Origin of the sequence: Allorhodopirellula heiligendammensis (genome assembly GCF_007860105.1) — a bacterium.
GTDB classification, from domain to species: domain Bacteria; phylum Planctomycetota; class Planctomycetia; order Pirellulales; family Pirellulaceae; genus Rhodopirellula; species Rhodopirellula heiligendammensis.
The window spans coordinates 696,135-720,509 of sequence record NZ_SJPU01000003.1 but is presented as its reverse complement, the minus strand read 5'-3'; the positions used below and the strand labels follow the sequence as shown (position 1 = coordinate 720,509).

Genomic DNA, 24,375 nt, shown 5'->3' with positions numbered 1-24,375 from the left:
CCCCCCTTCTTTGGAGAGTTCCCATGAAATGGTTTTCCCAATTCAGTCTCATCATGCGTTCGAATATCAGCTCGCTTTGCGAAAGTGTTGAAAATCCAGAGCGAATGCTGCACCAGCTCATTCTGGACATGCAAGATGAACTGGCGAAAGTAAAACAATCAGTGGCCGAAGCGATCGCTGACGAAATCCTGATGCGAAAGACTGTCGAGCGTGAGCAGGCTGAGGTAACGGTGTGGTCAGATCGCGCCGCCACCGCAGTCAAACGTGGTGATGACGATGCGGCCAAAGCTGCTCTCAAACAGCAGCTGGCCGCCCAAGGCCGCGCCGATCAATACGCCCGCGAACATGCCGCGCAAGCATTCGAAGTGCACAAACTCCAAGACTCTGTTCGCAACCTGGAAGACAAAATCCGCCAGGCGAAACAGAAAAAGACACTGCTGAGCGCGAAACTCGCTCGGGCGTCAACGACGAATAAGATCAACTCCGTGATCGACCGGGCCGACAGCCAATCCGCCTTCGCCCAGTTCAACCGACTGCAGCAACGCGTCGATCGCGAGGAAGCTGTCAGCGAAGCATGGCAGCGTCTCGACGGCGACCAGAGCGAATGCGACGACCTGCAGCGACGATTCGAACAAGAGGAGCAGGAGCAAACACTCAGCGATGAACTCGCGAGCCTCAAGGCACGCATGCAATCGGCTGACTAAGTGCGCGGCCCTTCCTTTGGCCCATACACCTTTGCGTACGAGCAAAGCCTGAATGCCGATGGCTACAACAATTGGAGCCGCAAGACCACCGAGACGCGTCCGGGAGGTTCCGTCAATACGGTTTACACCAACTTCATCGGACAGGGCCTGCTCAGTGTGCTCACCTCTGGGGCCGATCAGTGGCTACGTGCCAACGCGTATGATGACGCGGGGCGACTCCTGCAAGTGGCATTGCCCTCCGCCGTGATTAGTTTTGATGAGGGTGATGCAGACCTCGGGATCACGCTGCGATCCACAGAGGGTCTGATCAAGCTGCGTAGTTACTACTCGACCACGGGAAGCGGTGCAGTTGAAGGTTACCTGGAGTCGACATCACTGAAGCAGGGCAGCGGCGGGACCCCAGTACTCCAAAGCGAATTGGAATACACCCAACGAACCGGTGGCGGGGCGACGATCTATCCGATCGCCAAGCAGACTCGGTACCGTGACGATGCCGGGGCCGAACCACTTGAAACGACGTACGCCTATGAGTGGTACACCGACACGGTCCAGGTCAAGCAGCAGACCATCACGCTGCCAGTAGTGACAACAGCCCAAAACGGTCCCAATACCGCGACCACTCAAAAGCAGTTTTATGATGAACGGGGTAACCTGACGTGGTCGATGGACGCCCGCGGGTTCATCACGCGAATGTTCTACGATCAAGTTCTCGGAGCGATGCTGCAGCGAATTGACGATGCCGACACCTCGTTGCTCTCCGGCGTGCCAGCGGGCTGGAGCACACCGAGCGGCGGTGGAAAACACTTGATTTCTGATTACGAGATCGATTCACGGGGACGCACAACCCAACAACTGGGCCCTGTCCACACGATCGACATCGGCGGCACGGCTACTGCGGTGCGACGTGCCCGCTGGACGGTTTACAAAGATGCTGAGCACGCGACCTGGACCGCCAGCGGCTACGCCACCGGATCGGCACCTGCTTACACCTACACGCTGATCAACCCGGTCAATATCCAGCAACGGGATGCACGCGGCAATATTCTGGAGCAGATCCAAGTGCCGCGCGGATCAACCTCGGGCCGTCTGCAGCCCACCGATACGTTCTCGCAAGCGTCGTTCACGAGCTGGACGACTTGGCAGTACACGGATTGCTGCTTGGTCTCGTCGACACGCGTCTATCACACCATCCCGGCCTCTGGCGAAGGAACCAGTGGGACCAACTACGACCAGACAACCTACGGCTACGACAGCCAGAAGCGGCAGAACCTGCAGATTTCCCCCGGCGGCACGATCAGCCAACGTGTTTACGATGTTCGCGACAACGTCGTGGCGATCTTTGTGGGCACCAATGACACTGGGTCTACCGAGTCCGACCCGACCGGCGGCGGTGCCTCGGGCAATAACATGGTCCAGGTCAGCGGCTCTGTCTTCGACAGCGGCAATGACGGGGGCGATAACAACCTGACCAGCCAGATCGCTTACGTCGATGGCGTCAACACCCGCACCACCGCGTTCACCTATGACTGGCGCAACCGCCGCGTGGACACCAACGGGGAACTCGATGCCTTTGGTCGGGTTACCTACGACAACCTGAACCGGGTGATCCAGTCTGACCGCTACGATACTTCCGCCAGCGGTAATCTCGTCTCTCGAAATGTGACCAAGTACGACAACCTGGGACGGGTTTACCAGTCCAGTCGCTATGCAGTCGATCCCAACACGGGCACGGTCGGCAACCCGATCACCAGCAATACCTGGTTTGATGCGGTCGGCAACCCCGTCAAATCCATGCCGGGAGGTTCGAGCCGCTTTACCAAACAGGTCTTCGACAGCACGGGCTGGATGGTCCACTCGTATACCGGCTATGGCAACGACACGACCTATGCCGATGCCCTGAGCGTCACCGGCGACGTGATCCTCTCGCAAACGGACATGGCTTACGACGACGCGGGAAACTCGATCCAAGCCTCCAGGCGGCAGCGATACCACAATGCCCCGGCCGCCCAGACCGGTGAGTTGGGCTCGCCCTCGGCGACGCCCAATGCACGCGCTGAGTACTCAGCGAGCTACCCGGACGCCGTGGGCCGCATGATCGCCTCGGCCGAGTATGGAACCAACGGTGGCACGGCCCTGACCCGTTCGGCCACGATCCCCGCCAGCAGCGATACGATCCTGGTCTCCCGGCAAGTCTACGATAACGCAGGTCGACTGCGCGACACCATCGACCCTGCCGGCAAGATTTCGCGGACCATTTACGATGCGGCCAGTCGTCAAATCGAGACGATCGATAACGTGGTCGATCCACCGGCCAGTTTGAGCACCGGCACGGCCTGCACGGCATCGGACGATCAAAACCAAACCGTGCAGTTCACCTACACACCCGACGGTGATCTCAAAACGCTCACCGCAGTCAACGCCTCCACCGGCAATCAGGTGACGCAGTACATCTACGGCACCACGCTTTCAGACAGCGCGATCGCGTCGAGCAGCCTGCTGCGTCGAGAGATCTATCCGGATTCGACCGGCACGTCCGATAGCGTCAGCTACACGTATAACCGCCAGTCCCAGCGGACCAGCCTCACGGATCAAAACGGTTCGACCCGCCAGTACGACTTCGACGCCCTCGGTCGTCAGACGCAAGACCGGGTGACGACCTTGGGTGCAGGCGTCGACGGAGCGATCCGCCGGGTGGAGCAAACCTACGATGTTCGCGGGAATGTCTCGGCGGTGACCTGTTATAATAATGCATCGGTCGGTAGCGGATCGATCGAGAATCAAATCACCCGGCAGTTCGATGGGTTCGGACAAGTGACGAAAACGTTCCAGTCGCACAGCGGCGCGGTCAACCCCGCCTCGACACCCAGCGTGGGACGGTCGTACACCGATGGCAGCGGGAACGTGCTGCGTCCCACCGCCACGCTCTATCCCAACGGGCGAGAAGTCACGCTCGACTACGGCAGCAGTGGCTCGATCACCGATAAACTGAACCAGGTGTCCAGCCTGATCGATGATGATTCCACCGTCTTGGCCGCCTACGAATACCTGGGTTTTGGCACCTTCGTCCAACAGGACAGCACACAGGCCGATCTCCGTTACACGCTGATCTCGCCAACCCTGTCGACCGACCCCGACACTGGCGATATCTACAGCGGTCTGGATCGCTTCGGTCGGGTAAAGGACGTCCGCTGGCGAGATGTCTCGGCAGGCACCGATCTATCCCGGATCGAGTACGGCTATGATCGGGCAAGTAACCGCACGTGGCGAGAAAACCCGTCGGATCCCAATCGGGAACACGACTGGCTGTATCAGTATGACGGGCTCAATCGCCTGCAGTCTGCCCAGCGTGGCCAGCTCAATGGCACGCACACCGCGATCACTTCGCTCGACGCCGCTCAGTGCTGGATGCTCGACTCGACAGGTAACTGGAAAGAGTTCCGGCAAGACGAGAACGGCGACGGAACTTGGGATTTCAATCAGACGCGCACTGCAAACGAAGTCAACGAGATCACGGACATCAGCAACACGCCGAGCGACATCTGGGCGACTCCCGTTTACGACAGGAACGGTAACACGACAACGAACCCGCGTCCGGACCTGGGCACCGATGCGACGATGACAGCGACGTTTGACGCGTGGAACCGGATGACGAAGCTGGTCGATGATGCGACTTCGAACGTGCTCCTAGAAAACCAGTTCGACGGCCGCAACTTCCGCGTCGTTGCCAAGGAGTACACCTCGGGAACACTCGCGAGGACGCGTGAATACTACTTCACCGACGCCTGGCAGTGTGTCGAGGAACATGTCGACACCTCCAACACGCCTCGCCGACAATATGTGTGGGGCATGCGTTACATAGATGATCTCGTACTCCGCGACCGTGACATCTCGCCGTCGGGTGGACTCTTGACTGAGCGACTGTATTACCTGGCCGATGGGAACTGGAACACGACGGCGGTGGTGAGTGATTCAGGTAGCGTGCAAGAGCGCTACGAGTACGACCCGTACGGTAACCTGACCATCTTCGCGGCCAACTTCACGCCGCGAGCGGCTAGCAGTTACGGTGTTCACTACACGTATACCAGTCGCGAGTGGACACCGGATGCAGCGATGTACTACTTCCGTAACCGCTGGTACGACGCGCAACTGGGTAGGTTTAGCTCCAGAGACCCGATTGGGTACGAGGGGAGCAAGTGGAATTTGTTTGGTTATTGCCGGTCCAATCCGCTGGACTGCACTGATCCAGAGGGTATGTCTAGCGTGGTCGCTCGGGTGCCGGGGGGATCGTTCAATGAATACCTATTTCGCATCTTCTCTGGCGGCGGATACGACGACTGGCGCATTCGATTGGGGATTGGTGGGCGGCCCGCTATTGCCAGCGGGTGTATCCACCTCCCTCCTGACCTAACTGAAGTGCCCGGGCTGCCTGAACGTTGCGAGGCAATCGCAAAGAGACAAACTCATAATTGTCAGCAACACGTTCTTCTCTGCCGAAAAGAGTGCGACAAGCTCTATTTCTGGGAGGACCCAGACGGCTGCAAAGATGATTGCCAACGTGCAGAGAACTGCTGCATCTTAAATGCAGGCCTGTTAATTGATCATTGCATGGGAATATCCCCATTCTTGGGACCAATTGAGAATGAGCACAAGCGTTTAAAGTGTAACAACACTCTAGGTGAAGACATCCCATATATGCTACCACCCTATGATTCCGGCGCTTTCTAAGTTCGCCACAACTTGTGCTTAGCATTAATGGAAAGGCATTTATTTTGTCGCCTAGTGAATTCGCATATTCGATATCGTTGAGTTTGATCCTTGATCTTCATGCTTTCTCATCCGTCAGCCTACCATATCAAGTCGTTTTGTGAGATGCACACACGTTCAATCTACATGGTTATCGTCGCCGTCGCAGTGGCCGCCGTTTCTTTCGTTTTCATGTTTCTTGCTAGCCGAAACCTGTTCAACGATAAGTCAGGGATTAGACTGCATGTCCTCTTTCCCATCGCTGAGGGACTCGAGCCAGGTATCGACGTAATCTATTTCGGCGATGTTGTTGGGAGAGTAGTTCGAGTGAAGAAGGACAACAAAAGACTGCTTGCCGAACTTGTAATCATGGAGGAGCCCAAGATCAAACGTAGCTTCGCGCCATGCTTCGTCTCCTCGGATATCGCTTCTAAGCGGTCGAATCACGTGGTGTTTAAAAGGATTGAGAAATCACGTTTGGTCAATAGCTTGGGGCTTAGTAACGATTTAGTTGAGCTGCCATTTGTCGATGGTGAACTTGTGGGTTACGGTCTGGCTGAGGGGGTCGAAGAGGAAGGCCCTTATGGGAAATCAAACGGGACGGGGGTAGTTTCGGAGCAACTACCGAATGAACCGGAGTGAACGACGCTTGACGAGGCCACCGGAAAAGAAAAGGTGACGGGGGTAGTTTTAGCTGATTCAGTCGTTCAAAATGAGCCTTTCTACGCAATTATCCGTGAGGCGAGCCATGCCCCGGCAGAAGCGATCTGACGAAGCGGGGATCATTTACCATGCCCTGAATCGTGGAAATGATCGGAATGAAATTTTCAAGAAGCCTGAGGACTACGATGCGTTCATTCGCATCGTCGATGAAGGATTGCAGAAGTACCCCGTCGAATTGTTCTCATTGGAAGCGGCCCAAAGATCCCGAGTCTGGGGACATAGCTCCTTTTCAGGTGTTGACTTGCCGCTCTTCAGGGTAATGATGATTTGGTTGAGTTTTCCGAGTTCGAAGCCGATCGAGGTGAGAGATGGCCCGGATGTGTCGAGCGGAAGTTTTTGATCCCGCTGAAGTTGCTGTGGCGCATGTGTTTAGCCGCACCGTCAGGCGTTGCTTTCTGATGGGAGTTGACCCGGTCTCTGGAAAGAACTTCGACCATCGCAAGCGATGGATTGAACAGTATTTGCAACAATTCGCAGCCTCTTTCGGGATTGACCTGCTGTGCTTTAGTCTGCTCTCAAATCACTTTCATTTGATCCTGCGCTCGCGCCCCGACGTGGTGGCGACCTGGGACGACGAGGAAGTCGCTCGCCGCTGGTTGATGCTGTGCCCGCATCGCCGCAAGCCGGATGGCACGGCCATGGAACCAACGCAGCCTGAAATTAACTCGATCGCGGGTTGCCCGATCAAACGGGAGGAAATTCGTAGCAGGCTGAGCGATATCAGCTGGTGGATGCGGTTGCTGTGCCAGCGTGTGGCCATGCGGGCAAATCGTGAAGACGAAGAACACGGCAGATTTTTCCAAGATCGTTACAAAGCCACCCGGTTGACCGATGAAGCCTCGTTGCTGGCATGTGCGGCGTACGTGGATTTGAACCCCATTCGAGCCGCGATCTGCGAGCGACTCGAAGAGAGCGACTTGAGTGAACATGCCGAGTCGATGCTTCAAGTACGCAGCCAAGTGGTTCCTGATCAATGGGATCAAGCAATGTCGGACCTATCGGAGTTCCGTCGCACCGAAGCCCATGACAGCTGGGACTGGGAACCGGAAAACATGAGCATCAAAATTGAAGACTCTCCTGCCTTGGCGACCTAATCCCGTAAATCGCTTGTCTTCAGCGTCCATTTTAGGGAAATGCACCCAATCATATCCTTCTTAGTTGACACCGGAGACACCATGTCTCACAATGGGTGTGACGTGGTGTCTCCCTGCTCGCCTTTCGATGGGCTTTTTATGGCAATCAAACCCGCTGACGTGACCGATGCCGAACTGGCTGTGCTGCAGGTTCTGTGGAACGGGTCGGCAACGATTCGTGAGATCACCGATTTGATCTATCCGGAGGGTTCGCCCTCGCATTATGCCACGGTGAAAAAACTGCTCTCACGCATTGAAAGCAAGGGACTCGTTAAGCGTGATTCGAGCCAGATCGCGCATCGGTTTACTGCGGCGATCAGTCAGGATGATCTCATTGCGAGGCGGTTGCAGCATGTCGCTGAAGACATCTGTGACGGCTCCCACACTCCGCTGCTGATTAATCTACTGAAGAATCGTAAGTACTCGGCACAGGAACGACGGGAGCTCCATGAGCTGTTTGACGAACTGTTTGGCAACCGAACCAAGAAGTAAATCTCACTTTGCAAAGGCTTATCGATGTTCACTTATCTGCAATCGAGTCTGTTCCAAGTCGGAGTAAGCAACGCGGTGCTGGCAACCGGACTGGCGTTGGTCGTATTGTTGATCACCCGGAAATCGAGGTATCCCGCTTGGACGCATGCCTTGTGGGTGCTGGTCTTAGTCAAGCTACTCGTGCCGCCGATCTATTGGGTGACTGCGGAAATGCCCACGAGCGCATCCCGAGTTACGACAATGGCACCCCGCGATGCCCACAATGATTTGCTGCGTGACAGCGAACCGTCAGCAATTCGGATCGATGTGGTGGAGGCCGGCACGATACCAGCGAGCGAATTGCAAGGCCGCGACGTGGTCGCGGCGAGTCCATCATCGCGGCTGAGCGGAAAATTGATACCTTGGCTGGGGATCGTCTGGCTTGGTGTCGCCGCTGGCGTCTTCAGTGTGACGATCTACCGGTACTCCAGGTTCAAGCGATGGCTGGGTAGATCCAAGTCAGCACCGCCGGACTTGGTGGACCTTGTCAGATCGGAGGCAGAGCAGATCGGACTTGAGCGTTTGCCGGAGGTGTTGTTGGTTCGCGGTGTGATCGCCCCCAGCGTCTTTTCGCTGGGGCGGCGATCAAACCTAATCCTGCCGTTAGCGCTGATCGAGCAACTGACCGAAAGTGAACTCCGATCGGTCGTGACACATGAGTTGACTCATTTGCGACGCGGCGATCACTGGGTTCGATTGCTGGAGATTGCTACTGGAGCAATATTTTGGTGGCATCCCATCGTGCCGTTCGCACGACGCAAAATCCAGGAGGCTGCGGATGAATCATGCGATGCCTGCGTGATCTCGCGGAACCCCAGCATCGCCCGTGATTACGCTTCGGCGATGCTCAAGACTGTCGATTTCCTATCGGGTGCAACTGCGCGTTCGCATGGAGACGAGGCCGTCATGCCGCTCATGATCGCGATCGGGGATTCAAACTCATTGGTACGTCGCATGCACCAGATCAGCCGATCCACTGCATCGCCAACCGTTTCTTCTCGCGGTCGGTATTGGCTCGCCGCTGCGGCCCTGTTGTCACTGCCAATGGGAATGTTAACGCTTGCCCCAGAGCTCGAGGCTGAGCAACCACCAACGCAGGAGTCGCCTGCCGGCAACGATAAGCCAGTTGGGAAAGATGAACCTCGCCAGGTAGAAAACAAGGCGATCAGCAATCCTTTTGGCGGTGGCAACAATCGTTCAAGTGGCAGCCACGATCCTTTTGGCGGAAACGACGATCCATTTGGATCTGACGACCCGTTCGATGGCAGTTCAGACGATCCCTTTGTCGATCCATTTTTCCGCGGAAAAATGCCCTCATTGAAGGATTCGAAGACACAAGCAGAACGCAGTCAAGCCGTTGAAGATAGACTTCGCACCGCACTTCGTCGCGAAGTCTCATCAGTATTCAAACAAGCTCGTCTCCGCGAAGCAATTGGAATCTTGTCTGAAATAACGGATGTCCCGTTTATCATCGATAACCTGGCGCTGGAAGGGATCGGCTTGACTGACGATACGCCCGTCACCATTGGCTTGCGAAATGTCAGCTTGAGTAGCTATTTACAATTGATGTTGCGCGAACTTGAATTGACTTACATGATCAAGGACGAGGTCATCTTGATCACGACAGTCGAGGTCGCCGAGAAGAACCCAACTCTAAAAACCTACACCCTGCCCATCGAGCTTGCCGATCGTAGCGAGAAGATCCTCACTGCACTGACGACTAACGTTCAACCGGATATGTGGAAAGAGTCCGGGGGATCGAGCACGGCCTCCATGATCGACAATGTGTTGGTCGTCTCGACAACCGAAGCGGTCCATAACGAAGTGGAAACATTCTTGCGAAAGATCGAAACCGCCTTCCAGGTCTTCCAACAGAAACAGCGGGCAGCGGAGCCGGGCGAATGAACGCCTGCTCACCTCGGTCCCCCATTCTTACTCATTTGAACCGAGAGATCCTCTTCACATGACGGATCTTTAATATGATCCACGACCTCCTTGTGAGCACCTGCTGGTGCTCTCAACTGGTATCATTGTTGGCGATGTCACGCGTCATGAACGCGACCGCCCCAACGATTCCAATGTAGTATCCGATATGCCAAAGTTCTCTGGCCCCAATGCTAACGTGGGCCCCAATGCTGATGTGCATGCACTGATTTCATTCGCCTTGTTGGCAGTGTTCTTGTGGCTGGGAAGCACGGCCAACGCGGAACGGGTGCTCAGAGTCTCTCCAGACGGAACGCTTCGCTCGATCGCCGAGGCCCGGGATAAAATCCGCCAACTCGACGTTGGTGAAGCGGTACGTGTGATCATCTCTGAGGGAACTTATCCCATCGAATCGGCCACCGTATTTACGGCCGAAGATTCCGGCACGGCCGAGGCACCAGTCACCTATGAGGCCGCCCCTGGGGCGCGCCCGGTGATCTCCGGTGGCCGGGTGATCGATGGTTTCGAAGTGCAAGCGGATGGGACCTGGACGGCGCATATCGATCCGGAGTGGCAATTCGAACAGCTCTGGGTAAACGATCGCCGCGCCGTGCGCGCTCGCGAACCGGATGCGTTTTTCTACTATCTCCGCAATGCGCGCGAACGGAACGAGGAAACCCAAGGAGGGAATTCCAAGACGATCGCCCGGCAAACGCTGATCGCCGACCCAAATGACCTCTCGACGCTAGGTAACCTCTCCGAAACGGAACTCGCTCGCGTTCAAATTCTGCTGTTCCACAAATGGGATAATACGCGGAAGTTTCTAGACGGTGTTGATGTGGACGCCGGCAAACTCTCAACCTCCGGGCGACAGATGAAATCATGGAACCCGCTGACCAAAGACACCGGTTACGTACTCGAGAACTATCGCACTGCAATGGACGAGCCGGGCGAATGGTTTCTCGAGGAGCGCGGCACGCTGCACTACTTGCCGCGGCCCGGTGAGCGCCCTGAAGAGGCGATCGTGATCGCACCCGTTGCAGACAAACTCATTGAAATTGCGGGCGATGCGGCGGCCGGAGAATTCGTCGAGCACCTCACGTTCCGGGGAATTAACTTTCAGCACACCGGTTGGCAGACTCCTCCGCAGGGATTCGAACCGACGCAAGCGGCTGCTTCGATTGAGGCTGCCGTGCAGATCGACGGCTGTCGTCACGTCACTTTCGAGGATTGCGAGATTGGGCATGTTGCGACCTATGGTCTGTGGTTTCGCAAAGGTTGTCGCGATTGCCTGGTTACGCACTGCGACCTGTACGACCTCGGCGCTGGCGGCATTCGCATTGGTGAAACCGGGATCGCCGCCGACAAGGATGAGCGAACGAGCCGGATCACAATTGACAACAACTTTATCCGGCATGGTGGTCGTATTTTCCCGTGTGCAGTTGGCATCTGGGTTGGTCAATCCGGTGACAATGTGGTGACCCATAACGAGATCGCCGATCTCTATTACACTGGCATTTCGGTCGGATGGCGGTGGGGTTATGCGGAGAGTCTCTCTGTTAGAAACCGTATCGAGTTCAATCACATTCACCATCTCGGCTGGGGGTGGCTCAGCGACATGGGCGGCGTCTACACGCTTGGACCGTCAGCGGGCACCAGTGTCAGCCACAACGTCATCCACGATATTTTGGCCTGGGGCTATGGCGGCTGGGGGCTCTACAACGATGAAGGTAGCACTGGTATCGTGATGGAAAACAATCTCGTCTATCGCACCAAGTCGGGCGGATACCATCAGCACTACGGTCGCGAAAATATAATTCGCAACAACATTCTCGCGTACGCCCGTGAGTACCAAGTCAGGCGTACGCGTGTGGAGGACCATCTGTCATTCACGCTGGAAAGGAACATCATAACATGGGATTCAGGCGAGCTCTTTCACGGTGCTTGGACTGACGGCAACGTCGCGCTGAATCATAACCTCTACTGGCGCACCGACGGCCAACCGATTGACTTTGGCGGTATGACCTTTGCGGAGTGGCAGGCGACAGGTAAAGACGCCGGTTCCATCGTCGCCGATCCGCTGTTTGTCGATGCGAAGCGAGATGATTTTCGACTTGAGAAAAACTCCCCCGCGGCGAAGATCGGTTTTGTGCCCTTCGACGCCTCGCAAGCTGGCGTGTATGGTGATCCCGATTGGGTCGCGAAAGCGAAACGGATGACGTTTCCAGAAATGCAAACGCCACCGCCGACGCCCGTGCTCGCGTTCGCGGAGGATTTCGAGGCAGGCGAGCTACCCGTTGCCACTTCGATAAGCCAGGACGCTCGCCGACCCGGGATTGAAATTGTTGAAACGAGCACCGCCCAGTCCGGACGCTTCGCGCTGCGGATGACAGACGCTCCTGAGCTGTCACGTCGGTATTTTCCGATGTTCGTCATCGCACCGGCACATCGCGAAGGTATTAGCGACTGCGAATTTTCGATCAAGCTGGGGCCCGGAGCGGTGTTTCAACATGAGTGGCGTGACAAGTCGCAGCCGTATCGTACAGGCCCGTCACTGTGGATTGAGAACAATCAACTTCGCGTCGGCAGCCACGAGCTCCTTCAATTACCAGTGGATGCGTGGATCAAATTTGAAATTGCGGCTCCACTCGGCGATGCCGCTGGAACATGGGATCTCACGGTGACTTTACCCAACGCTCAACCGCGACGGTTCGCGGCTCTTGCGAATGGAAGTGAAGACTGGCACGCGCTCGACTGGCTGGGTTTTGTTAGTCAGGCCGACGCCGACGCAGTTGTTTGGATCGACGATCTCCAAGTAGGAAATTGATCCCGTCATGAAATCTGTTTCGTCGGAACTGGCCAGTGCTCTCCGCCAGATTGTCGTTCGCCGCAATTGCAGCTCTCAGGGCCACTGAAGACAATACGAGCGAGGCCCATGAGCATGTGGGTGACAGTGGGACTCAACTCGCGCAGGCGATCGTGTGCTCGCACAATTGGTAACGATTATGCGGGCGTAAGTAAACAGCTAGGACGATCAAACAACTTTGCGAGTGAGAGATTCGATAGACGGTAAGCTGATACCTACTCGACCACTTTTGCTATCTGTTCCGGTGTCGTGATCCCCGGCGGCAACTCGAGGATACGGATATTACGAAAATGGACCTCGGATCCTTCTGATTCAAGACATAAATAGCCTTTTCGAACGGACGAATCACGAATGGAATTGACGAATTTGCCATTGATCGCCAACTTGACCGTCCCATCGACGCAAACCACATCGTAGACATTCCATTGACCTGCACCTTTGCAACGCAGTTCGAAAGACATACTGCGACTGCCACGTGGATTGTCAGGAGTGGCCGTGAGTCCACCGGCACCGAACAATTCACCGGAAATGTATCCAATATGGTTGGGCTCGCCATTTTTCAAGGGATGCTGATTGACCCAGTCTAATTCGAGCATCTGAACTTCCATACCTTTAGGAAGTCGGACGCCGTCGGGAACGGTCCGACATTGATTTTGGTTGACTTTCGCGGTGAATCCAAGTGCAGGTCAATGCCCCCCGACGGCCAGGGATGATCGGATATCGAGTTGAGCGAACGGATTGTGATACCTGACCGAACTCACTGGAACGTCGGTGAATCGTATTTCCCGAGCCGATTGGCAGTGCCCGGGAAACTGCCGAAGTCACGGCGGAGCAACTTTACAACCGCGATCTCGCGACCATTGCGGACATCAACATTGTTATTGTCGCATCCGCTGCGTCATCAAAAAACCGAATCCTACGTCTCGGTTCGACAAACCGGTGAGGGCGAAAGGCATCGCGTCAACCTACCTTTCGTCGCGTTAGGGCGGTGGGAGTGAGATCATCACGGTGAGAGAATTTGGCAGCCACGCGATACTTCCGCCCCCCCCCAAGATGGCTACAATCTTGAGCCTCTTTGCCACCTTTGCAGCATCATGCTACCTTACGCCTGGGACGCGGTGCTACTTCAGGGACGCTGTCTCCTGACCATTCACTCCCCTCTTTCCTGTGAAAGCTCCTTGCTTTCCCAATCGGTACCATCTTGAAAGTCCCTCAGCGTATCAAGCCACTCATCGAAGACGGGCTCGTCGACAAAGTCTTGGGCTCGCTGATGAGCGGCAAGGAGGCCCAGGTTTTTCTGGTGCGTTGCGGGAATGAGACCCGCTGTGCCAAAGTTTACAAGGATGTTGCCAAACGCAGTTTCAAGAACGCAGTGCAGTACCAGGAAGGCCGAAAGATTCGGAACAGCCGCCGACAGAGGGCGATGGAAAAGCGTTCTAAATTTGGCCGAGATCAACAGGAGGACGTTTGGCAGCGGGCCGAGGTGGACGCGTTGTATAAGCTCGCTGACGCGGGTGTCCGAGTCCCGAAGGCCTATGGCTTTTTTGACGGCGTGCTGTTGATGGAGCTGATCACCGATGGCGAAGGCGGTGTAGCCCCCCGGTTGAACGACATCACGATGTCGGCCGCACAAGCCGTGAAGGATCACGCTACGGTCATGATCTACGTATTGCGGATGCTGTGTGTTGGCATGGTGCACGGTGATCTCTCGGAGTTCAATGTTCTGCAAGATGAAACGGGCCCTGTCATCATTGACTTCCCGCAGGTCGTCAACGCATCGGGGAACAACAATGCGAAGTCCATGCTGCAGCGAGACGTTCGGAATATCACCCAGTACTACGCCCAGTATGCTCCCGAGTTGGCGGGCTCCCACTACGCCGAGGAGATGTGGGAGCTACACGAAAAGAGCGAACTCGATCCAGATCTGAAGCTGACTGGCAAATTCAAATTTTCAACGAAAGCTGCCGACGTCGATTCGGTCCTGCATTTGATCGACATGGCGTACGAAGAAGAAATGGCCCGTCAGGATCGTATGCAGAACGGTTGAGAGGGCCAGCGTTTACCGCTCGATGCCTAGCGGTTGACGCTGCTCGCTAGCGCAGTGGTAACAAACGTCTTGAATTTAGAAACGCGATCGCGTGCTCTCCGTTTCGATGAGTTTCCGAAATCGAAACGGAGGTTTCGAACTTGAGCGAAAGTCGCCGCAGACGTCATTGCGTTGCACGGCCTGACTGCAGTAGTTGCAGAGGCTCAGCACGACCGGTCTGGATGGCGGGCCATAACCCACTGAGCAGGCACAGGCCAATCGTCATGGCAAATCCAATCGCCAATTGTGTCCAGGGAATCATGAATGAGGGCGGTCCGGCGAACCAACCACCAAACTGCGCCATGCCGACGCCACACCAACCCGCAATCAGCCCGAAGGCGAGACTCAGTACACATGCTGCAATTCCGATCAGCAGCGTCTCCATAACGACGAGTCGCACCAACTGACCGCGTGTTACCCCGACAGCACGCATCACACCAAACTCCCAGGTCCGAGAACGAACCGATGCAATCACGGTATTTGCTACCGCAAGGGACATGATCATCAAAGTCACGAGCGGCAGGTAACTCATGCCCCAAATCATATCGTCGGCCCTCATGTTGATTGCTTTGCGAACGGTCTCCGTTGCCGTCATACGAGCGAACGGACGATACGCCGTCACCTCCCCCATTCCATCAGCCGTGAATGATTCTCCCGCATGCCGCTCTGCGATCGTTTGAAACTTGGCTTCGGCGGCAGCCAGGTCAGTATCTGGCTGGAAATTCAGCCAAAAGAACTCGCTGCGATGCAGATGAAAGTCCGTCTGCACGCGTTCGCGGTTAGCAAAGATGAGCGTTCCCGTCCGGACAAAATGGCGTCGAACACCTGAAAATTTTGTCACCCATTGCCAGCCGGGTAGAGAAACAATGCCCGCGATTTGATAGTTCACGCGCTCACTATCGGCATTCGGTGGGATCAATGTAATCGTGTCCCCGACACCGCGCCCTGTCGCCATCGAAAAGTCTTCGGAGACGACACAAGCGTTGCGACTCGCCAACGCCTTCCGTACTGACTCGGAGGATCCAGAAATGAACGTGACAGGCAACATCGGATTCGTCTCACCAAACGCGATGTCTGGGTCGAGCCCGCAAATCACTCCGTTGTCACCGAACTTGAGCCGGCTCGGCGGATCATCTTGCCCCCAGTCAAACTTGGCCTGCTCAATCGCCAGCGGCATCACTTCATCCGACTTCACCTCGTCGAGCTGCGTGATCAGCGCTTCATCGCGTTCATCCAACCCCACAGGGTGAAAGGCAACGAGCGCGTCCGGCAACCAGTCTCCTGGAGTGAACGGTCGCAGCATGGAATACCCCCACGTCTGTGTCGACGCATACAGGCCGAGGCCAACCGAGAGTGCCAACGTGGCACTCACAGATCGCCATAGATTGCTCGACAATTGCGTTTTCATCATCCGACCATCGAGCCGCAACATCCCTGTCAGCAGTGGCGAGAAGATACGTTCGCAGATCACCACAACTGCGGGTGCCAAGAGAATCATGCCTAACAATAAGATTGGATACGTGATGAACGAGTAACACCACTTTCGCCATTGATCGGACATCGGCACAACGAATACAGAAAGTGGGGTGACCGCCGCGAGAAACAGGCCCATGCCCCCTAGGACCGCCCACCATCGAAAACGCGGCGTTGCAACACGCGTCGACATCGCATCAAGTGGCTCGATCCGCATCGCCCGCCAAGCCGGTAGGACGGCTGCCCCCAGAGCGCCCAACAGCACCGTTATCCCGGTGAGCGCAACGCAAACCCAACCGAGCACGGCCCCCGAGCTGAACAGGCCGGGGAGCACGCGGCTACCGACTATCACTAACAGCCACCCGGCTATGAGGCCTCCCACCCAACCAATCAGGGCGAGCACAATACTTTCAATCGCAATGATTCCAGCGATTTGGGCACGGTTCAGTGCGATCGCTCGCATCATGGCCAGCTCGCGGGCGCGTTCGCTGACGCCCATGCTGAGAGTCGAGAAGATAATGAAGATCGCAGCCAGCGATGCCATTCCCGTTGCCGCCCACGCCTGAGACTGCTGGCCCGAAACGGAACGACTTGACTCCATCCCACCCCGCACAGCAGCAAAATCAATGAGTTGCAGCGGCGGTCGGCTCGCCGCTAACTTTTCTTGCCAAACGCTGCGAAACTGATCCATCGAAACCGTGTCCCGCATCGCGATCTGCAGTACTTGGGGCTGCGCGGGGAAACCATTGATCTGGGATGCCAACGCAGGACGGACGTAGATCGCGCTCGTGGCGATGCCCTGCACGAATCCACTGGGAAGCCCCATCCGATTCGTCTCCGTCTGAGCGGATTGCTCGCGTGGTGCACGTTGCCCTGCCGGGTCTCCAGGGTGGGCCGTTCTAACATTTGCTGCCCTGGATCCACTGTCTCCTAGTCCACGATCACCTGCCCCACTGGATCCTGGCCCACTGGATCCTGGTCCACCATCTTGTCGACCACCTCCCGCCTCTCTGCCGCCGCGGACAGTTGGGCCGCCCTGGGTGCCACCACCGCGGCGACCACGACCGCCGCCACCGAGGGCGGGTGCTTCGGGTGCTTGTTCTACCAACCCGACGACAGTGAGCTGTAGTTGATTCGCGAGTGCCGTGACGAGCAGATCATCACCGACGCCGACCCCCAATTCCTGCGCAACATCCACGCCGACGACTACCGAGCGTGCTTCGGGGTCATTGCCGAGCCAATTGCCACTGACGAGCTCGTAAGGTGCATCTGCTGCGGGCGTGCTGACGAGCGTTGGTCCGACGGGCGGTGCGCCATTGACCGGCGGCCGGTTTCCCACGAGCAAGCCTAACGACGATTCCGATTCGGCATCATCAGTGTCTCGCCGCACCCGTGTCACCGATACACGCGAGTTGCTGATGGGATTGATCTCCAACACGCCCGCGTCGTGCTGCAAGCTATCAATGATCGATTGCTCGATCGTTGGCGTCGGTGATCCGGGCGGGCCACCCTGTGGAATGATTAACGCATCGTACCGCCCAAGATACTTGCCCGCGTTGTCATCGAACTGAGACACCAAAGCATCGTAACCACTCACCACCCACACGACGGCGCAAGTTGACGCGACCACCCCGAGTGTGGTGATGACTGCACGCCCTGGATGTAGGCGCATTTGCGACAGGACGAGGGCAGCGAGGAACCGTAGGCTGGTCATTGGTGGAATGCTTCTTCGAATGTTCGTACGTGGCCAGAAAATCGTGACGTGTCCGCTGCTCGGTGATCACCGATAGTCGAGCCCGTCGCGGCGCGCCAAATGCAATCCATGCGCCAACCACGTGCATTTACCCCGCAGACATAGAAACACGGTTAAGACACTGAAAAACGCGGCCGATGGGCGACGCAATTTCCATCGACCGCGGTGGAATTGTCACCGCCACAAATTGCTTAAGCTACCCGCTGCAAAACGTCCTCTGGAAACTAACGCAGTCCCGTGAATATGCCCGACCCAATACTACCTCTTCAGGCCGATCAGATCGGCAAGACCTACCGTCAGGGAGCCACGACGATCCACGCACTGCGCCACGTGAGTTTGACGGTTGAGCAAGGTGAGTTCGTGGCCGTCATGGGCGCTTCAGGATCGGGCAAGAGCACGCTTCTGCATGCCATTGCTGGTCTGATCGATGTCGACGCGGGCCGAGTTGTCATCGCCGGCCAAGATCTCTCCCTGCTCACTGACCGGGCACTCACCAAGTTTCGCCGGAGCCGACTCGGTATCGTATTCCAATCTCACAACCTCCTCCCCAGCTTGTCTGCGGAAGACAACATTCGGTTGCCTGCTGAATCGACAGAGAATCTCGATCAGGAAATCGATGACCTGCTCGATCGCCTCAGGCTATCCGCACGTCGCAACCATAAACCGGCCGCACTCTCGGGCGGCGAGCAACAACGGGTAGCGATCGCTCGCGCTCTGATCTGCAATCCTGCGATATTGCTCGCCGATGAGCCCACCGGCAGTCTGGATTCGGTCACGGGCGCGGAAGTCTGTCGACACTTGCGAGAATTGGTCGACGACCAACAGCGGTCCATCGTGATGGTGACACATGAACCTCACGTGGCGATGTGGGCAGATCGTGTGGTGGTGCTCAAGGACGGCAATAACCTCGCTGAGTTCGTGACGGACGGTCGGCGTGATCCTCAATCGCTCGCCAAAGAGTATCATCAAACGCTTGAAGGCGAGGTCGTCAGGTGAAAGTTCTCCGGGTTACTCTTGCGCTCTTGCGAGAACGGTTGACACGCGTCGCTCTGACTACCATCGCCATTGCAGCTGCCGTCTGCATGGTGATCTGGATCAGCAGTAGCTACGACGCATTGCACCGGACATACGATGACTACGCGAACTTAGCTCTTGGCCGCTATGAGTTGGCGATCGCACCAATTAGCGCTGACGAAGATGATTTCGTGACGCCTGCAGTCCTGATGCCGCTTCGCCAAGACGCAGCCGTCATGGCAGTGGAACCGATGTGGGCTAATCGATTCGGTATCCGCACCACCAGCGACGAGCTGGTGCACGCTGACCCAACCGCGCAGCGGTCCGGTGACAAGCGTCATCTCGATGGTCCCGGCACGGGGCCTCAAGGTGTCCTGCCCAGCCTGCTGTTCTTAGCGACAGACGCTCAGGAGACGCCTTTCGACATCACGGCAGGATCCTGGCTCGACTTTGACAGCGGCGACGCGATGCAGGTCGTGTTGCGCGATGACGTCGCCGAGCGGCGTGGCCTGGCAGTCGATGACATCTTCATCGTCGAATTACCACGCCCTGGTGCCGATGGTGAATCGGAGCAGGCGCTCCGAGTGGTGGGGATTTTCGACGCGCCCGCACTACCGGGAGCCGAGGGGGCAGGCATTCCAATGCTCACCCCAAGTACGGCGGAAGCTTTTATTCCAATTTCAACTGCCGAACGGATAGCTAGCCGACCTCACCGTATCAGTTTGGTTGGTGTGGCAATGAACCCCGAAGCGGATGTCACGCAATTTCGCTTCGGCTGGGCACCTCGGCTGAGCAGCTACGCGACGCCGCTGCAGTTCCAAGAGGCTTTCGAAATAGAAGAGGCACTCGACCAAGCCGCCGCAGCCGAGAATGTTCGGCTGCAGTCGTATGCGGCGACGGCAGTCGCGATGCTCGTTGCCGTGCTGGTCATCTACTGCGCGCTCAGCATGGGAGTGACTGAGCGAATTCGCCAGTACGCCGTTCTTCGCGCTGTCGTATTCACCCGCACTCAAATTGGCTTGCTCGTCCTGATGGAGGGAATTGCACTGGCCCTTCTCGGGCTGATTTTCGGGGTCGCTGTCGGTTGGTCGCTACTCCAGATTGTCGAAGCGTGGTTTAACCAGTTGTTGCATCACGGAATCGGATTGGGTTCGCATAGCTTGCTATTGGCTATAGTTGCCGCAATCGGCGGCGTATCGCTCGCCGCGATCGTTCCTGTTTACCGCGCAACTCAGGTGAAACCGATTGACGCCATGACTCCGCGACGCCTCGATACACCGGAGGCGTCAATGCGACGGACATGGGTCGTCGTGGGACTTTTGCTGGTGGCCCTCAATCCACTGCTCAGCTTCGTCATCACGCCGCAGGAAGAGCATCTTGGCTGGGCGACCGCAGTTGGGCTCGTAAGCATGGCGATTGGTTTCATTCTGATCGCGCCGGCGATCGTGGTTTTCGTCGATCGTTGGTTCAGTCCCATCCTCGCCCACCTCTTTCGGATCGACGCCAAGCTACTGGCCTGTCAAATCACCAGCAATATTTGGCGGACGGTCGGCGCGTCGGTTTCGATGGCGTTCGGGCTAAGTTTGTTCATTGGCATTCAAGTCTGGGGCGCGACCATGCTGGCAGCGTTCATTCCCGGTGACTGGACTCCCGATGCCATCGTGATGCTCAAGCCTGGTTTGCCTCCCGACCGCGTTGACGAGTTCGCTGAGTTGCCTGGTATTGATGCGACTCAGTGCATGCCGCTCGTCGTTGAGCAGCCAAGATTGGTTGACGATTTGACCAACAGCGCCGAGCGAGCTTCCGTGACGCGTCAAGATAATGTAGTGATCGTTGGTCTCGATCCTGGTGGCGCGTTTGCGGGCGTCTCGCCGCTGCTGCGTTTGGAATGGGTCGCTGGCAGCCCGGCGACAGCAGTCGCGAGAATGAGGCAGGGGCATGCATGCGTGGTGCCAGACCACTTTCTTGCTGAAACCGGATTAAAACTTGGCGACACGATCGCGTTGGATCCGCCCCGTAACGCCGGCCATCGAGCTGTTTATGAAATTGCCGGAGCCGTCAAACTACCTGGCTGGCACTGGCAGACAAAGATGACCGGCCTCAGGCCGCGTACCCACCGCGCAGCAGCATTGATCTTTGCTGACTATGACTCGGTATCACAGGATTTCGACCTCAAAATGGCCTCTCACATTTGGTTCACTTACGCCAACGGTTTACCCGATTTAAAGCAAATCGAAGAATCAACCGTGTCGATACTGACATCGACCGTAGGGGAAAATGATCGCGACGTCGACGATCAGGCGATCAGCGCGCGGGTGGTTACCGTGCAGGGAATCCGCGAGCAACTCGAAGGCGGGGCGCGTCGCTGGCTGTGGGTGATCAGCTATGTACCGCTGATTGCCCTACTGATTGCTTGTCTAGGCGTCGTCAATGTGATGCTGGCATCAGTCCGCGCCCGCCGCTGGGAATTTGGTGTGATGCGTGCGATGGGCATCACAGCTGGGGACTTGACAAAAGCAATCATCGTCGAAGGCGTCCTCATCGCTCTCGTTGCCTCCTTCCTCAGCTTAGGGTTTGGGATTCTCAGCGGCTGGTGTGGGTGCGGCATGGCCCAATATCTCAGCTTTTTCGGTGGGCTTCACCCGCCACTGGTGATTCCTTGGGCACCCGTTATCGCGGCCTTGGCGTTCGCCCTCCTTCTCGGCATCGCGATTGCCATGTGGCCCGCGATCTCGATTGGCAGGACACGCCCGATGGAACTACTGCAAGTTGGCAGCGACGCGATGTGATCCGGTCGCATCAGGGAGGTTGGGCATAGGGAGGTTGAGGTACGGCGGATTTTCCATCACGTGCGGTGTCTCTTTCACCCCCTGCCACTGGCCGAAACTTTGACGAGCTCGTAGTTCGACCTAGCTAGCGTTTTTTCCTCACAGCAAACAATCGATATCGCAGCCAATTCTGTCGAATGCCGTACTCGGCTACAGATATTTAGCTCATTTCACCTATCCAGTGGCACGATCTATGCGAACGAAACTCGCAGGAAAAGAATGTTGTTACGAATAGAACCATCCCAAGCAAGCAACCGAGCTCACCGATAAAGTGCGGCTGAGGAGGGCGCTAGAGGATAGCCTCCAGCCTTGCCGCGCTCGTTAATCTTCGAATCATCTTTTTGAAAATACTCTATGACTGATATCACTCATCCCATTGCTGAGGTCAAGAAAGCCACCAAGGCTTACCAGCAAGGTGATCGAACTGTCAACGCGTTACTGGACGTGGATCTGACGATCCATGCAGGGGAGTTTGTGGCTGTGATGGGGGCGAGTGGGTCGGGCAAAAGCACCCTGATGCATCTCATGAGCGGGTTAACGCGTCCGACGTCTGGAAGCATCACCATTGATGGTCAAGATCTCGCGACTCTCTCGGACCGGGGACTTACCCATTTTCGTCGGCGTTGTATCGGCTTGGTTTTCCAGGCTTTTAATCTCGTTCCCTCGCTCAACGCGTACGACAATATTATGTTTCCGCTCTACGCGGCAGGCATCAAATTCCAGGATGATGAAGCGATCTACGACCTTGCCCAGCAACTGGGAATCGAAGATCGATTGACTCACCGTCCGGATTCGCTCAGCGGTGGAGAGCAACAGCGTGTGGCGATCGCGCGATCGCTCATCTCCAACCCCGCGATCGTTTTCGCTGACGAACCAACGGGCAGCCTGGATTCGGTCACGGGGCAAGCGATTTGTGAGCTTCTGCGGCGTCTGTGTGAATCCCAACAGCGGACGATTGTAATGGTGACCCATGAGCCCAGTGTGGCAGCGTGGGCCGATCGCGTAGTGGTTTTGAAAGACGGGCAAGTGTTGCAGCAGTTCGCGACATCCGCGCACGCTGATCCACAATCGCTCGCCGCCTATTATCAGCAAGTCGTGGGTGGATTCGAGCAGCCCCTGGCAGCGTCACTACCTTGAGATACGCCGGCCGATAACCTGGCGCCCTGCTAGCGAGTGGGCCGCCGTCAGTGCAGGATCGCTGCACGCACTTTGGCGTGCAACGGACAGGCGCGAGCCACATCGGAACTGGAAATCCTGTTCGCTTTCTTGACAAAAATAGACGTTGCCCCCTTGATTTTGATCACACTGCCGAAGATGATTCTGAGACTGATTCGCAGTAGCATCACTGCCTCTCGACATAGCAAGCCACAGACGCCCCTTAGTCTGCTAGCCAGCCACACCCCATCCGCACCTGAAAGCGTGACGGTCCTTCCCGACCATCAAGCTTGACTCTCAGGTCCGCGTCCCACCTCCCCTGTGTGCCTCTAGACTAGGAAATAAAATGTCGTCAATGAATGTTGCTGGCCCCCGTGGCGTGACGTATCGCTCCCGGACAATGCGGCAGCGAATCCGCCCTGCCTTCACGCTCGTCGAACTATTAGTGGTGATCGCAATCATTGGCGTGCTGGTGGGATTGCTACTTCCCGCCGTGCAAGCCGCTCGTGAAGCCGCACGGGCGATGCAATGCGGAAACAACCTCAAACAGGTCGGGTTGGGTCTGCACAATTACGCATCAACGTATAACGGTGCCTTTCCGAACAATGGGTATTCATGGCCCGGCGGGTACCCCAGCGACTATTCGCCGCTTGCCAAAATCCTCCCGTTTCTAGAACAAGCGCAGCTGCAGAGCCTCATCGACTTTGATATTTACATGGGGCACCCGGCGTTGGCTGATCTGCCTGTTGGTTTGCAAGAAGCGGCTGGGACACGAGTCGCAACCTATGAATGCCCGAGTGATGTCAATGCAACCTTACATAGCCTCACGATGCCCTCGGGTGCGAGCATTCAAATTGCCGGCACCAGCTACAGCATGAATCAGGGCAGCGGACTCGACGGCGTATTCCATCCTGGCAATGGTGTCAAATCAGACGGGCTTTGTTGGGTGGGTGCGAAGGTTGGTTTTCGCGATATCTTAGATGGCACCAGCAATACGATCGTGTTCGCCGAAACGACGATCGGTTCCGGATTAGAAGTCGCGACTCCCACGCCCGCGATGGATGTTCGCTCCAACCGTGCGACAGCCAATACGGGAATCAACGCAACTCTCGCTGAGGCTGCGGACGCCGGCGGATTCAGCGGCATCGAATCATTCATCAGTGGTTGGAGTGGCGATCGCAATCATTACTGGCTACGAGGCAGCGTACCGAGCGGTCCGATTATCAATGGGCGGCTGACACCGAACAGCCCCGTCCCGGACATGGTTTATGGTTCATCCAAAATCACGGCGGCGCGCAGCTACCATACAGGATTCGCGAAAGTCGCGATGGCCGACGGTAGTGTTCGAAACGTGACCGACTCAGTCGATCGCGCAGTCTGGCATGCGAGTTGGACGAAGCAAGGCAACGAAGTGAAAACGGTCACTTCGGAGTAGTCCAAGCG

Annotated in this window: 14 protein-coding genes and 1 pseudogene; 13 read left to right on the top strand and 2 right to left on the bottom strand. The window is 56.6% G+C overall.

Going from position 1 to position 24,375, the window contains the following annotated elements:
* Positions 1-23 precede the first annotated feature (23 nt).
* The 8 genes from Poly21_RS22590 (at position 24) to Poly21_RS22560 (ending at position 12,584) form a co-directional block, all read left to right on the top strand.
* Complete coding sequence (locus Poly21_RS22590) at positions 24-704, top strand: PspA/IM30 family protein (RefSeq protein WP_146409287.1); 681 nt, start codon at positions 24-26, stop codon at positions 702-704.
* Positions 705-5,429, top strand: coding sequence for an RHS repeat-associated core domain-containing protein (locus Poly21_RS22585; protein WP_146409286.1), 4,725 nt, complete (start codon positions 705-707; stop codon positions 5,427-5,429).
* A 90-nt stretch (positions 5,430-5,519) separates the two neighbouring features.
* On the top strand, positions 5,520-6,089 hold the full coding sequence (locus Poly21_RS22580) for a hypothetical protein (protein ID WP_146409285.1): 570 nt from the start codon (positions 5,520-5,522) through the stop codon (positions 6,087-6,089).
* Positions 6,090-6,195: 106 nt separating this feature from the next.
* Complete coding sequence (locus Poly21_RS27845) at positions 6,196-6,510, top strand: hypothetical protein (protein WP_302120218.1); 315 nt, start codon at positions 6,196-6,198, stop codon at positions 6,508-6,510.
* Positions 6,479-7,264 carry a hypothetical protein gene (locus tag Poly21_RS22575; RefSeq protein WP_302120215.1) on the top strand — a complete coding sequence of 262 codons (786 nt, stop codon included), beginning with the start codon at positions 6,479-6,481 and terminating at the stop codon, positions 7,262-7,264. The genes Poly21_RS27845 and Poly21_RS22575 overlap by 32 nt, the downstream gene beginning before the upstream one ends.
* A 138-nt stretch (positions 7,265-7,402) precedes the next feature.
* Positions 7,403-7,795 carry a BlaI/MecI/CopY family transcriptional regulator gene (locus Poly21_RS22570; protein WP_146409284.1) on the top strand — a complete coding sequence of 131 codons (393 nt, stop codon included), beginning with the start codon at positions 7,403-7,405 and terminating at the stop codon, positions 7,793-7,795.
* A 24-nt stretch (positions 7,796-7,819) separates the two neighbouring features.
* Positions 7,820-9,739, top strand: coding sequence for a M56 family metallopeptidase (locus Poly21_RS22565; RefSeq protein ID WP_146409283.1), 1,920 nt, complete (start codon positions 7,820-7,822; stop codon positions 9,737-9,739).
* 187 nt (positions 9,740-9,926) lie between these two features.
* Positions 9,927-12,584, top strand: coding sequence for a right-handed parallel beta-helix repeat-containing protein (locus Poly21_RS22560; protein ID WP_146409282.1), 2,658 nt, complete (start codon positions 9,927-9,929; stop codon positions 12,582-12,584).
* Between the two features lie 254 nt (positions 12,585-12,838).
* On the opposite strand, the pseudogene Poly21_RS22555 reads toward Poly21_RS22560, so the two are convergent.
* A pseudogene (locus tag Poly21_RS22555) lies at positions 12,839-13,243 on the bottom strand (3-keto-disaccharide hydrolase); the annotation flags it as partial.
* Positions 13,244-13,824: 581 nt separating this feature from the next.
* Between Poly21_RS22555 and Poly21_RS22550 the strand changes: the two are divergent.
* The gene (locus Poly21_RS22550) at positions 13,825-14,670 is read left to right on the top strand and encodes a PA4780 family RIO1-like protein kinase (RefSeq protein ID WP_146409281.1); all 846 of its coding nucleotides are present in this window, start codon (positions 13,825-13,827) and stop codon (positions 14,668-14,670) included.
* 163 nt (positions 14,671-14,833) lie between these two features.
* Here the strand turns inward: Poly21_RS22550 and Poly21_RS22545 are convergent, their stop codons facing one another.
* Complete coding sequence (locus Poly21_RS22545) at positions 14,834-17,896, bottom strand: FtsX-like permease family protein (protein WP_146409280.1); 3,063 nt, start codon at positions 17,894-17,896, stop codon at positions 14,834-14,836.
* 282 nt (positions 17,897-18,178) lie between these two features.
* Between Poly21_RS22545 and Poly21_RS22540 the strand changes: the two genes are divergently transcribed.
* The 4 genes from Poly21_RS22540 (at position 18,179) to Poly21_RS22525 (ending at position 24,367) form a co-directional block, all read left to right on the top strand.
* Positions 18,179-18,931, top strand: coding sequence for an ABC transporter ATP-binding protein (locus Poly21_RS22540; RefSeq protein ID WP_146409279.1), 753 nt, complete (start codon positions 18,179-18,181; stop codon positions 18,929-18,931).
* Positions 18,928-21,738 carry an ABC transporter permease gene (locus tag Poly21_RS22535; protein ID WP_146409278.1) on the top strand — a complete coding sequence of 937 codons (2,811 nt, stop codon included), beginning with the start codon at positions 18,928-18,930 and terminating at the stop codon, positions 21,736-21,738. The genes Poly21_RS22540 and Poly21_RS22535 overlap by 4 nt, the downstream gene beginning before the upstream one ends.
* Before the next feature lie 393 nt (positions 21,739-22,131).
* Entirely contained in the window at positions 22,132-22,914 is a 783-nt protein-coding gene (locus Poly21_RS22530) for an ABC transporter ATP-binding protein (protein WP_146409277.1), read from the top strand.
* 418 nt (positions 22,915-23,332) lie between these two features.
* The gene (locus Poly21_RS22525) at positions 23,333-24,367 is read left to right on the top strand and encodes a DUF1559 family PulG-like putative transporter (RefSeq protein WP_146409512.1); all 1,035 of its coding nucleotides are present in this window, start codon (positions 23,333-23,335) and stop codon (positions 24,365-24,367) included.
* Positions 24,368-24,375 lie beyond the last annotated feature (8 nt).

What these genes read in the sequence shown, in the direction of transcription:
- Poly21_RS22565 (WP_146409283.1), top strand. Translation starts at nt 7,820, where the DNA reads ATGTTCACTTATCTGCAATCGAGTCTGTTCCAAGTCGGAGTAAGCAAC.
- Poly21_RS22530 (WP_146409277.1), top strand. Translation starts at nt 22,132, where the DNA reads ATGACTGATATCACTCATCCCATTGCTGAGGTCAAGAAAGCCACCAAG.
- Poly21_RS22575 (WP_302120215.1), top strand. Translation starts at nt 6,479, where the DNA reads ATGGCCCGGATGTGTCGAGCGGAAGTTTTTGATCCCGCTGAAGTTGCT.
- Poly21_RS22540 (WP_146409279.1), top strand. Translation starts at nt 18,179, where the DNA reads ATGCCCGACCCAATACTACCTCTTCAGGCCGATCAGATCGGCAAGACC.
- Poly21_RS22525 (WP_146409512.1), top strand. Translation starts at nt 23,333, where the DNA reads ATGCGGCAGCGAATCCGCCCTGCCTTCACGCTCGTCGAACTATTAGTG.
- Poly21_RS22545 (WP_146409280.1), bottom strand. Translation starts at nt 17,896, where the DNA reads ATGACCAGCCTACGGTTCCTCGCTGCCCTCGTCCTGTCGCAAATGCGC.
- Poly21_RS22570 (WP_146409284.1), top strand. Translation starts at nt 7,403, where the DNA reads ATGGCAATCAAACCCGCTGACGTGACCGATGCCGAACTGGCTGTGCTG.
- Poly21_RS22590 (WP_146409287.1), top strand. Translation starts at nt 24, where the DNA reads ATGAAATGGTTTTCCCAATTCAGTCTCATCATGCGTTCGAATATCAGC.
- Poly21_RS22560 (WP_146409282.1), top strand. Translation starts at nt 9,927, where the DNA reads ATGCCAAAGTTCTCTGGCCCCAATGCTAACGTGGGCCCCAATGCTGAT.
- Poly21_RS27845 (WP_302120218.1), top strand. Translation starts at nt 6,196, where the DNA reads ATGCCCCGGCAGAAGCGATCTGACGAAGCGGGGATCATTTACCATGCC.